Raw genomic sequence first — 10,461 nt, 5'->3', positions numbered from 1 at the left:
GAAAAGAGACAGCACCACGCCCACCCGCCCTTTCTCGGCGAGGAGTTCGACGGGACGCAGGAAGAAGCGCATACGGATCCGGCGTGCGGCGGACCGCCCGGGGGTCGTGGCCCAGCCGCGCAGCACCTCCACGTTGCGGCGCTGCGCGGCGGGCAGCGCGGAGGGGTCGAGGAATGCCGGGTCCAGCGCCAACTCCTCGGGATCCACGCTCACTTCGGTGTCCGGAAGACCGCCCAGCTCGCGCAGCTCCTTGGTGGTGAAGCGGGCCTGGGAGGGGCCGCGCCGACCCACCATGTGCACCTCGGACACCCGGCTCGCCGCCAGCGCGTCGAACGCCGCCTGCGGCATGTCCGTGGGGCTCAGCTCCGCCGCGCCCCGGGCGAGCATCCGGGCCACGTCGACCGCGACGTTCCCCACGCCGATGACCACGGCCGAGCGGGCACCGCGTACGAATCCGTCGTCCACGGCGTCCGGATGGGCGCTGTACCAGGACACGAACTCGGTCGCCGACCAACTGCCCGGCAGGTTCTCGCCGGGTACGCCCAGATGCCGGTCGGTGGCGGCCCCCACGCAGTACACGACCGCGTGGTACAGCTCCCGCAGCCGGGCGGCGGACACCCCGTCCTCGCCCACCCGCACACCGCCGAGGAAGCGCACCCGCTCGTGCTCCAGGACCGTGCGCAGATTGTTCTGGAGGGACTTGATCTTCTCGTGGTCCGGCGCCACCCCGTAGCGCACCAGTCCGTATGGGCAGGGCAGCCGGTCCAGGACGTCGACGCGGGCCGACGGATCGAGCTGGACGAGACTCTGGGCGGTGTAGCACCCGCTCGGCCCGGAGCCGACGACGGCGACACGAAGCACGGCGGTACTCCTTACCCGAGGGATCAGAGGAGATCGCTGATGTCTCCAGCATCGCACCGTCGCCGCTGCGCTGACAGGGTGCCGTACGGGTCCGTGGACGCGTGTCCGTTGGTATGGAAAGTGATCATGCGGTTACGTTGCGTGTGTGCTAGAAGCATCGTTTCTTAATCTTTCTGATCGTTGCCCGACGGACGGCGCGGTGTCCGTGTGGCCCGCGTGGGAAGTGCAGGAGGGTGAGGGCGCGACAGTCTGGTTCAACGTCCGGCTGGCGTTCACCGACGGCGCCCGGGTCGACGCGCTCGCCGTCGTGGCCGAGGGGCAGGTCTCGATCGAGGACGTCCGGGCCCAGCCGGCGCTCTCCCTCGACGACCTCGCGGTGTTCGCCGACTGGATCGAGGGCCCGCTCTGCGAGGCGTGCGGTGCCGGACCGGCGGACGAGGACGACGAACAGGCCGGATCGCGGCGCGCCCGGCCCGCCTGGCCGCGCGGCGCCGAGGGCCGCTGGCTGCTCGCCCAGGAGTACCGCGCGGCCCAGGACGAGGGTGTCGACCCGGTGCTCGCGGTGATGTGCGCGACCGGCCACAGTCGCCGCAAGTCGCTCAGGATGATCGCGCAGGCGCGCGACGCCGGTTACCTGACGCCACGTCACGCACGGCGCTAGACAGGGCGGTTGAGGTCGGTGGGGCCTTCTACTGCATGTCCCGCATCCGGGAGATCTCGGCCGTCTGCTGGGCGACCACGTCGTCGGCCATCTCCTCGATCCGGATGTTGTTGCCCTGCCCCTTCACGTCGGCGGCCATGGTGATCGCCCCTTCGTGATGCGTGATCATCAGGGTGAGGAAGAGCTCGTCGAAGGCCTTGCCCTTGGCGGCCCGCAGCTTGTCGATCTGTGCCTCGGTGGCCATCCCCGGCATCGAGGAATGGTCGTGCGCGTCGCCCTTCTCGTCTTCCTCCTCCTTGCCGTACGTCTTGAGCCAGCTCCGCATGGCGGCGATCTCCGGCCCCTGGGCCGCCGCGATCCGCTCGGCCAGCCTCTCGACCTTCTTGGACTCGGCGCGCTCCGGGACGAGTTCGGTCAGCTCCAGAGCCTGTGTGTGGTGCTCGATCATCATCCGGGCGTACGAGACGTCCGCGGAGTTGGGGGAGTCGTCCTCGGCGCGCTGGTCCGCGGCCTCGTCGGCGGAGAGGGTGCGGTTCGCCTCGCCGGGCTTGCCGGGCACGAGCACCGACGGTCCGCTCGGGGCCGGCTTCGCGTCCGAGTCCGCGTCGCAGGCCCCGAGTCCCAGCATCGCGAGGGCGGTGAGGGCCACCGGGGCGAAAAACTTCATTGCGATCTTGTTGCCCCCTGTTGGTATGTGCATGGCGAAGACAATACTTCGGTGGTGCGTGACCCGTTCCGAGGTGAACGGAACTAGGGAGGAAACAGTGATCCTGTTGAAGAATCCCCGAACGCGGCACAGACGACTGGGAGTTGCCACGGCCGCGGCCGGACTCCTGGCGGCGCTGCTGACGGCGGGACCGGCGGCCGCGACCCCCGACCCGGGGGACGGCTCCACCGTGGGCGAGGAAGTGTCCCGGAGCACCGAGGCCGAGGTCCGGGCCGCGATAGCCGACGGGGAGATACCCGGCAAGGACGAGATCGTCCACTCCGGCAACATCGAGCATGTCGCCAACTCGCCCAAGGCCTTCGCGAGTATCAACTCGGACCTGGCGTTCCAGGGCAAGTACGCCTTCTCCGGTAATTTCGACGGCTTCGTCACTTACGACATCAGCGACCCGAAGGCACCGAAGATCGTTTCCCAGGTCCTGTGCCCCGGTTCCCAGAACGACATCTCGGTCTCCGGCAACCTGCTCTTCCTGTCGACCGATTCCTCGCGCACCGACAACAGTTGCAACAGCACCACGCAGCCCGCGACGGAGAAGTCCTCCTGGGAGGGCATGAAGGTCTTCGACATCAGCGACAAGGCGAACCCGAAGTACGTCGCCGCCGTCGAGACCGCCTGCGGCTCGCACACCCACACGCTGGTCCCCGAGCGCAAGAACGTCTACGTCTACGTCTCCTCGTACTCGCCGAACGCCGCCTACCCCGACTGCCAGCCGCCGCACGACGGCATCTCCGTCATCAAGGTGCCGCGTGGCGCCCCGGAGAAGGCGGCGGTCGTGAGCTTCCCGGTGCTGTTCCCGGGTGAGGGCCCGGACGGCGGCGGCAACCCCGGTGGGCCCACCAACCCCGGCGTCTCCAAGACCACCGGCTGCCACGACATCACGGTGCTGCCCTCGAAGGACCTCGCGGCGGGCGCCTGCATGGGCGACGGCATCCTGTTCTCCATCAAGGACCCCGAGAACCCGAAGGTCATCGACCGGGTGCAGGACAACGTCAACTTCGCGTTCTGGCACTCGGCGACCTTCAACCAGAAGGCCGACAAGGTCGTCTTCACCGACGAGTTGGGCGGCGGCGGCGCGGCCACCTGCAACGCGGCGATCGGTCCGAACCGCGGCGCCGACGGCATCTACGACATCGTCGGCAAGGGCGACAAGCGCAAGCTGGTCTTCCGCAGCTACTTCAAGATCCCCCGCCACCAGGCCGACGTCGAGGTCTGTGTCGCCCACAACGGCTCGCTGATCCCGGTCAAGGGCAAGGACATCATGGTCCAGGCCTGGTACCAGGGCGGAGTCTCCGTCTGGGACTTCACCGACTCCTCGAAGCCGAAGGAGATCGCCTACTTCGAGCGCGGCCCGGTGAACACCGAGCAGCTCACCACCGCCGGTCCCTGGTCGGCGTACTACTACAACGGCTACATCTACTCGAACGACATCTCCAAGGGCTTCGACGTCCTGAAGATCAAGGACCGCCGCACGGACGCGGCCAAGTGGGTCCGGCTGGGCGAGCTCAACGTCCAGACGCAGCCGGACTACTTCGACTGACCGGCCGCGGGATCCCCGGTCTCGAAGAAGCGCGACAGATCGGTCTCGTACGTCCCGCCGGACGCCTCATCGGTGTCCGGCGGGACGCCCAGCTCCCAGTCCAGCCGGTAGCGCCCGAACAACTCGGCCCGCAGCACCGGGATCGGCATCGGCACACCGGGCACCAGGGCGGCGTAGACCGAGCCCATGAGCAGGGCGCGCAGCATCGGATAGTCGGCGTCGACGTCCTTCGAGCCGTTGCGGGCGACGGTGTCCCGTAGCAGTTCGGCCAGGCGGCGCTGTTCCGGGCACGGCATGAAGCCCTCGGCCTGGAGCAGTCCGGCCATGTGCTGGCGCATCAGCACGGGCCGCTCCCTGGCCAGGCCCAGGATCGCGTCGATGGCCCGCGCCATCCGCTCCTCGCCGTCGTCGGTACGCGGCTCGCGCTCCAGCGCCTCCTCCAGCGTGCGGTGCATCAGCCGGTGCACGGCGGACTGTACGAGCTGGCGCTTGCCGGGGAAGTAGTACGACGTCAGCCCGCGCGCCGAACCGGCCCGGTCCGCGATGTCGCCGAGCGTCGTCGCCTCATAGCCGTGCTCGGAGACCAGTTCGAGCGCGGCCTGCAGGAGCCGCTCCCGGGAACGCCGGCGCAACTCTTCATTGACCGAGGCGCTGCGCGGGGACATGCTGTAACTCCTGCGTTGACTGGTTACCAGCCAACTATACTCAGCACGTCCGGACCGGCCGGTGAAACGGCTGGTCAGGGCTGCCGCCTGTCTCGGGCGACGCGGGGGATCGCCCGAGGCGGGCGGCTCTTCCGCCCCGGTGGTGGCCTGAGGCTACTTACCGGCGGCGTCCTTCCGCGCTCCGTCCACGAGATCCAGCACCGCCAGCAGCCCGTCCGGGCGCTCGGTCACCGGCAGATGGTCCACGAAGTGCACCCCGCATCCCAGCGCTGCCGCACCGCCGTCGGCCCGCCGGTCGTCACCGACCATCAGGGTCCTGTGCGGTTCGGCCCCCAGTGCCTCGCAGGCGAGGGCGAACAGTCGTGGGTCCGGCTTCTGGACGCCGTGCTCGTACGACAGGGCGTAGGCGTCGACGTACGGGTCGAGGCCGTGCTCCCGGAACACGGGCCGCAGGTCCCAGCCGATGTTGCTCACGATCCCGACGCCGATCCCGCGCTCGCGCAGTGCCCGGAGCACCTCGGCGGTGTCCGGGTAGGGCTGCCAGGCGGACGGTGACCGGTGCCGGTCGTAGAGCCGGTCGTGCAGCCGCGGGTCGGGCAACGGCACCTGCCGGGAGAGCCCGGTGTAGGTGGCCCGGTGCAGTTCGGCGCTCTCGTCCCGGGTCGCCCACCGGCCGGCCAGCTCCTCGGGCACCCGCACCGGATTCGCCCCGCCGGGCAGCGCCCCCGCCACCTCCAGCGCCCTCGCCGTCGCGGCGATCTCGGCCTCGGGGAGCGCGATCCCGGCCTCCGCGAGCGTTCCGCGCAGCCAGGACTCGGTGGACTCGATGCGGAACAGGGTCCCGGAGAAGTCGAACAGCACGGCGATCATGCGGAGATCCTACGAGTCGACGTTCCACTCGACCGGAAGATCGCTGCCGCAGAACACGCACACGAAGTCGTCCTCACGCACCACCGAGCACTCCTGGCACGCCTCGCAGCGACGGAACACCACCTCGTGGGTGAAGCGGCCGCCATGACCGACACCGGCGTCCTCCAGGGCCCGGGCGACCGCGTGCCACGAACCGAGGTCCGGACAGTAGCCGGTCGACTGGTTGCTGATCTCGTGGGTCGACCACCGCCCGGACGTGCGGCCGAAGGCGATCTCGCCCGCCGCCAGGACGGGCCGGCCGCCGGCGCAGGCCACATGCTCGCTGCGCCGCGGCGCGAGCCGCAGCCGGCCGTCCAGGTCCACGACGAAGGTGTACGGTTCCCGCGCCTCGGCCTCGCCGCGCTCGGTCACCCAGGCGCCCAGGTCACCCGGTGAGCCGATGGCACGGCCCTCGGAGCCGGGGCGGACCGCCGCCGAGATCTCCGCCGGTCCCACGTAGCGGTAGCTCATGTGCCGCGACGTCCGTGCACGAGCACCGCGACGGCCACCACGAGCATCCCCAGCAGCCAGCCGCCCACGACGTCCGAGGCCCAGTGGACGCCGAGCCAGATACGGGTGAGACCGACACCGACGACGGAGAACACGCAGACGGCCAGGACCGTACGGAAGACGCGGCGGTCGGCGCCGTAGTGGTGCAGGAGCCACAGCAGGAGGCCGCAGACGACCGTGGCGGTCATGGCGTGCCCTGAGGGGTAGGCCGCGTAGCGGGCCGAGTCGACGGGGTCCGGCCAGACCGGGCGGGGGCGGTCGACGGCGGCCTTGAGCCCCTGTTGCAGCAGGGTGCCCAGCAGGCAGGTGACCCCCAGCCACAGGGCCGTCCACCACGCCTGACGCCGCCACATCAGCCACAGCGCGACCACCGTGCACAGCAGTCGCATCGTCCACGGGTCCCACACCCAGTCCGTGAGGATGCGGAAGGCCTGGGTGAGCCCTGACTCGTCCACCGCCCAGCGGTGCGTGGTCGTCGCGATGTCCTCGTCGAGGCCGGTCAGGGGGTGCCAGCGGACCGCGACCAGGGTGAGCAGCAGTACGGAGCACACGGTCAGGACACCGGCCGAGCGCAGGGCGGTGCGCTGGTCCTGCGGGCGGGGCGGGGCGTCGACGGGCGGCGAGTACATACCGCGATCCTCGCCGACGAGTGGGGCCGGAGGCGAATTCCGCCGTACGGCGACCTGCTAGCCGAGCGCCCGCAGTCCCGGCACGAACGCGACCAGCACCGGGACCACCGGTACCAGCGCCGCCGTCGCCGTCAGACGGAGCCGGTGTACCGCCGTGAGCCGGTCCGGGGGAGTGAGGAGTCGGTTCACCCGCTGCGGGACATGGGCCTGCGGGGTCGGGCAGGGCCCGAACACCCCCCGGTCCTCGTTGAGTTCCACCAGCGCCAGCGCGGTCGTCAGGCGCCCGAAGCGGCGGGAGGCCATGTCGTCCGCGGCGAGCTCGACGAGCCGGTGCATCTCGTCGCGGAACGCGGCGAACACCGGAACCTGCGGAAACCCACCCGCCAACGCGCCCGAACTGTGCAGCAGCCAGTCGTGCCGAGCCTGCGCGTGCCCCTCCTCGTGGGCCAGCAGGGCGTCCAGCTGCCGCCCCTTGAGGCGGCGCAACGCGGCGGTGGTGATGACCAGTTGGGGCGCCGACCCGGGCAGCCACCACGCGTCGGGCCGCCCGCCCTCCAGGACCACCAGACGGCCGGCGCCGCGCTCCTCGCCGGGCAACAGCGGGGCCCGCACCAGGAGTTCGGCCCGGCGCAGCCGCCGTCGCGCCCGCGCCCGTACGACCTCACGGACCAGCATCGCCGCGCTCCACACCCCGCCAAGGGCCAGCGTCACCGCGGTCGTCGCCGCCCAACTGCCGCCCCTGCCGAGCGCGTACGCCTCCACGACCCCGGACGGCGCCGGCGCGAAGACATGGGCGCGCACCGCCTGCCAGGCGGCCGCCGCGCTGAGTGTCATCGACAGGGCGCAGCACAGGAGTACGGCCGCCACCGCGCACTGCCACACCCACAGGGCGACCACGGGTTCACGGTCCACCCAGTCGACCCGGGCGAGCAGCCGAGGGGCGAGGACGGCGGTCAGCGCGCCGAGCAGCAACAGTGCCGCGGGGACCATCATGGGAGCACCCTATGAGCGGCGTACCGCCCAGGGGTACGGCCCCCGAGAGCAAAGTGACGCAGGACACGGCGGAGTTCAGAGCGTCGCCAGCATCGCGACCATCGCGATCCCCATCGACAGCCGGCACGCCCGCGCCAACTCCGGCCGGTCGCCCCAGCCGACCGTCCCGCCCCCGGCGGTCACGGGCACCAGCCGCACTCCGGACAGCAGGACGTACCCCGCGAAGTAGAGGAGCAGCACCCCGGTCAGCAAGGGGATCCCGGCCCCCGCGTGATGCCCGGGTGAGGCGGCCATCACGACCGCCATGTAGACCATGGCCGACGCCCCCACCAGGTGGTGCAGATGGTGGCTGCTCGCCCGGGCCGCCCACAGGGCCCGCACCGCCGCCGCACCGAACACGACGGCGTAGACCGACCAGGCCCACGGCGGCGGGGTGAACACCGCCGCGGGTACGGCCATCGCGGCCATGCCGAAGCCCATGAGCGCCTCGCCGCCCGCCGCACGGCGCTGCTCCTCGACCTCGCTGCGCATCCGCAGCAGACAGTAGGCCCCGGTCGCCGCACACAGCGCCACCAGCAGCCAGCCGGGCGAAGCCGGTCCGTGCACACGCACCTCCCCGCTCGACGGTCGGTCAGGGATGCGATGCCCCGCCCGCGTGGCGCTCACGCGGGCGCAAGGGTGTACACGGGGAGCATTCGGCGGAGCACGGCAGGTCAGCGCGGGGCGGTGAAATCCTTTACGAGTAAAACACCTGTTAAGGTTATGGTTATGAGCAGCGCGACCCCACGTCTTCCCCTCGCCGGTGTCCTGCGCCTCGGCCGGCCCTCGGACATCTGGTTCAAGCCCGCCCTGAGCGTCGTCGTCGCGGTCGCCCCGCCCAATCTGACCCTGCTGGCGCTCGGCCGCCTCGATCTGGCGATGTACACGATGGCCGGGTCCCTGTGCGCGCTCTACGCCCACAACCGCCCCTACGCCGCCCGGGCCCGCGCCCTGGCCTGGGTCGTCCTCGGCATGCTCGCCGGCCTCGCCGTCGCCCTCGTCGCCGCCTCGCTCACCACGAGCGCCGTGGCACTGGTCACCGTCGGCGCCCTGCTGGCCGCGGCGCAGAAGGCGCTGTGCGACGCGGCCCGGATCGGCCCGCCCGGCAATGTGATCTTCACCTTCATCAGCTCCGCCGCCCTGTTCGCCCCGCAGACCCTCGCCCAGGTCCCCGGCCACCTCACCCTCGCCGCGGCGGCGGGCGTCTGGGCCTGGCTCATCGGCATGGCACCCGGCCTGGTCCGCCCGCACGGCCCCGAACGCCGAGCCACCGCCCACGCGCTGCGCACCGCCGCCGCGTACGCCGAGCGGCCCGACGACCCCCGCGCCAGGGCCGCCGCGGCCGCCGCCGTCCAGGCCGCCTGGCAGGCGCTGCTGTCCGCGGGTGCCCGCACCGAGCCCCGCCGCGCCCTCGACCGCCTCGTCGTCCGCGCCGAGGTCGCCCTCGCCGCCCCCGCCGACACCGGCCCGGAACGGCTGCGGACCTGGGCGCGCGACCTGCGCGGCAACGGAGAGGTCCCACGGACCGAGGACCGGGGCGCACTGCTCGGCATCGACGCCGAACTCGGCCTCGGCGGCGTCCCGTTGCGGCGCCGCCTCGGCCCCCTGGCCCCCCTCGCCCTGCGCACCGCCCTCGGCTGCGCCCTCGCCGGATACGCCTCCCTGGCCTTCGGCGTCGGCCGCCCCTACTGGGCCCTGGTCACCGCCGCCTCCCTCTACCAGGCCAACCTCACCCTCACCTGGAGCCGCGGCGTCCAGCGCGTCGTCGGCAACCTCGTCGGCGTCCTCCTCTTCGCCGCCGTCGTCCCGCTCGCCCACCTCGGCCCGGCCGCCCTCGTCCTGTGCTGCCTCGCCTTCAACTTCGGCGCCGAGGCGCTGATCAGCCGCAACTACTGGCTCGGCAGCGTCTGCGTCACCCCGATGGCGCTGCTCATCACCGAGTTCGCCGGCTTCCAGGAGCCCGGCCGGCTGATCACCGAGCGGATCGTGGACACCGTCGTCGGCGCCCTGGTCGGCTTCGCCGCCGCGATCGCCGTCACCAACCGGCGCGCGGGCGACCGCATCGAGGACGCCCTGACCGCCGCCGACCGTGCCCGCGAACACACCGCCCGCCTCCTCGCCGAGCCGCACCCCACCCCCGTCGCCGCCCTGGAGTCGGCGCGCCGGACCCTGGCCGCCGCCCTCGTCGAACTGCGGGCCGGCATGGACGCCGCGTCCGGCGAGTGGTGGCAGCGCGCCCTGCCCCAGGAGCGGGTCGTGCTCGCCGAACAGGCCGGACACCGTACGCTCGCCGCGACGACACGACGGTTGACCAGCGCGACGACGGAGGACGTACGGCCATGACGGCGGAGACCAGCAGGGGAAGCGGCCCGCGGACGGACACGGTCGCGGCGGTCGTCCGGCAGTGGCAGAGCGTCCATCCCGGCCTCGACACCGGCCCCATGGAGATCATCGGCCGCATCAACCGCTCGGCCGCCCTCCTCCAGCAGGCCGAGGACGCCCCGCTGCGCCGGGCCGGCCTCAGCCGCCCCGAGTTCGACCTGCTCGGCGCGCTCCGCCGCACCGGCCACGAACTGACCCCCGGCGATCTGGCCCGCGAGACCTTCTCCTCGGGTGCCGCCGTCACCAAACGCCTCAAGCAGCTCACCGAACGCGGACTGGTCGAACGCCGTGTCGACAGCCGTGATCGCCGGGTGGCCCACCTCCGCCTCACGGACGCCGGCCGCGATCTCGTCGACGGCATCCTGCCCGAGCAGCTCGCCTACGAGACGGCGGTGCTGTCCGTCCTGGACGGCGGGATGCAGAGTGAACTCGCCTCGCTGCTCGGAGAGTTGCTGACACAGCTGGAAGGCCGCCTCGGAGCACTCCGCGTCTGATCGGCCGTTTCGGAAATTTCGGAACCGGCCCTTCCATTGACGTGATCCACACCC

Annotated in this window: 12 protein-coding genes; 4 read left to right on the top strand and 8 right to left on the bottom strand. The window is 71.8% G+C overall.

Going from position 1 to position 10,461, the window contains the following annotated elements; translation table 11 throughout:
• A partial coding sequence (locus HLK59_RS01820) for an FAD-dependent oxidoreductase (RefSeq protein ID WP_171139360.1) occupies nt 1-861 on the bottom strand: 861 nt, incomplete at its 3' end.
• Nucleotides 862-1,060: 199 nt separating this feature from the next.
• Between HLK59_RS01820 and HLK59_RS01815 the strand changes: the two genes are divergently transcribed.
• Nucleotides 1,061-1,522, top strand: coding sequence for a DUF6214 family protein (locus tag HLK59_RS01815; RefSeq protein WP_171139359.1), 462 nt, complete (start codon nt 1,061-1,063; stop codon nt 1,520-1,522).
• Between the two features lie 28 nt (nt 1,523-1,550).
• Here HLK59_RS01815 and HLK59_RS01810 read toward each other — a convergent pair whose 3' ends face one another.
• On the bottom strand, nt 1,551-2,189 hold the full coding sequence (locus HLK59_RS01810) for a DUF305 domain-containing protein (protein ID WP_240982121.1): 639 nt from the start codon (nt 2,187-2,189) through the stop codon (nt 1,551-1,553).
• Nucleotides 2,190-2,286: 97 nt separating this feature from the next.
• Here HLK59_RS01810 and HLK59_RS01805 point away from each other — a divergent pair, with 97 nt between their 5' ends.
• On the top strand, nt 2,287-3,786 hold the full coding sequence (locus HLK59_RS01805; protein WP_171139358.1) for a hypothetical protein: 1,500 nt from the start codon (nt 2,287-2,289) through the stop codon (nt 3,784-3,786).
• Here HLK59_RS01805 and HLK59_RS01800 read toward each other — a convergent pair.
• The 6 genes from HLK59_RS01800 to HLK59_RS01775 form a co-directional block, all read right to left on the bottom strand.
• Nucleotides 3,774-4,451 carry a TetR/AcrR family transcriptional regulator gene (locus HLK59_RS01800; protein WP_171139357.1) on the bottom strand — a complete coding sequence of 226 codons (678 nt, stop codon included), beginning with the start codon at nt 4,449-4,451 and terminating at the stop codon, nt 3,774-3,776. The two genes, HLK59_RS01805 and HLK59_RS01800, sit on opposite strands and share 13 nt — an antisense overlap.
• Nucleotides 4,452-4,604: 153 nt before the next feature.
• A complete protein-coding gene (locus tag HLK59_RS01795) occupies nt 4,605-5,321 on the bottom strand; it encodes an HAD-IA family hydrolase (protein ID WP_171139356.1) in 717 nt (238 codons plus the stop codon).
• 9 nt (nt 5,322-5,330) lie between these two features.
• Nucleotides 5,331-5,831, bottom strand: a complete 501-nt coding sequence (locus HLK59_RS01790) for a hypothetical protein (RefSeq protein ID WP_171139355.1) — start codon at nt 5,829-5,831, stop codon at nt 5,331-5,333.
• Nucleotides 5,828-6,499, bottom strand: coding sequence for a phosphatase PAP2 family protein (locus HLK59_RS01785; RefSeq protein ID WP_171139354.1), 672 nt, complete (start codon nt 6,497-6,499; stop codon nt 5,828-5,830). The genes HLK59_RS01790 and HLK59_RS01785 overlap by 4 nt, the downstream gene beginning before the upstream one ends.
• Nucleotides 6,500-6,556: 57 nt before the next feature.
• Entirely contained in the window at nt 6,557-7,492 is a 936-nt protein-coding gene (locus HLK59_RS01780; protein ID WP_171139353.1) for a M56 family metallopeptidase, read from the bottom strand.
• Between the two features lie 75 nt (nt 7,493-7,567).
• On the bottom strand, nt 7,568-8,098 hold the full coding sequence (locus HLK59_RS01775) for a DUF5134 domain-containing protein (protein ID WP_171139352.1): 531 nt from the start codon (nt 8,096-8,098) through the stop codon (nt 7,568-7,570).
• 162 nt (nt 8,099-8,260) lie between these two features.
• On the opposite strand from HLK59_RS01775, the gene HLK59_RS01770 reads away from it, so the two are divergent.
• Complete coding sequence (locus tag HLK59_RS01770; RefSeq protein WP_171139351.1) at nt 8,261-9,874, top strand: FUSC family protein; 1,614 nt, start codon at nt 8,261-8,263, stop codon at nt 9,872-9,874.
• A complete protein-coding gene (locus tag HLK59_RS01765) occupies nt 9,871-10,407 on the top strand; it encodes a MarR family winged helix-turn-helix transcriptional regulator (RefSeq protein ID WP_171139350.1) in 537 nt (178 codons plus the stop codon). Before HLK59_RS01770 ends, HLK59_RS01765 begins: the two co-directional genes overlap by 4 nt.
• The last annotated feature ends 54 nt before the right edge of the window (nt 10,408-10,461 follow it).

Source organism: Streptomyces sp. S3(2020) (genome assembly GCF_013044505.1).
In the GTDB taxonomy this organism is placed as follows: domain Bacteria; phylum Actinomycetota; class Actinomycetes; order Streptomycetales; family Streptomycetaceae; genus Streptomyces.
This window is presented reverse-complemented; position numbering and strand designations above follow the sequence as displayed.

What these genes read in the sequence shown, in the direction of transcription:
- HLK59_RS01795 (WP_171139356.1), bottom strand. Translation starts at nt 5,321, where the DNA reads ATGATCGCCGTGCTGTTCGACTTCTCCGGGACCCTGTTCCGCATCGAG.
- HLK59_RS01765 (WP_171139350.1), top strand. Translation starts at nt 9,871, where the DNA reads ATGACGGCGGAGACCAGCAGGGGAAGCGGCCCGCGGACGGACACGGTC.
- HLK59_RS01785 (WP_171139354.1), bottom strand. Translation starts at nt 6,499, where the DNA reads ATGTACTCGCCGCCCGTCGACGCCCCGCCCCGCCCGCAGGACCAGCGC.
- HLK59_RS01770 (WP_171139351.1), top strand. Translation starts at nt 8,261, where the DNA reads ATGAGCAGCGCGACCCCACGTCTTCCCCTCGCCGGTGTCCTGCGCCTC.
- HLK59_RS01780 (WP_171139353.1), bottom strand. Translation starts at nt 7,492, where the DNA reads ATGATGGTCCCCGCGGCACTGTTGCTGCTCGGCGCGCTGACCGCCGTC.
- HLK59_RS01790 (WP_171139355.1), bottom strand. Translation starts at nt 5,831, where the DNA reads ATGAGCTACCGCTACGTGGGACCGGCGGAGATCTCGGCGGCGGTCCGC.
- HLK59_RS01800 (WP_171139357.1), bottom strand. Translation starts at nt 4,451, where the DNA reads ATGTCCCCGCGCAGCGCCTCGGTCAATGAAGAGTTGCGCCGGCGTTCC.
- HLK59_RS01810 (WP_240982121.1), bottom strand. Translation starts at nt 2,189, where the DNA reads ATGAAGTTTTTCGCCCCGGTGGCCCTCACCGCCCTCGCGATGCTGGGA.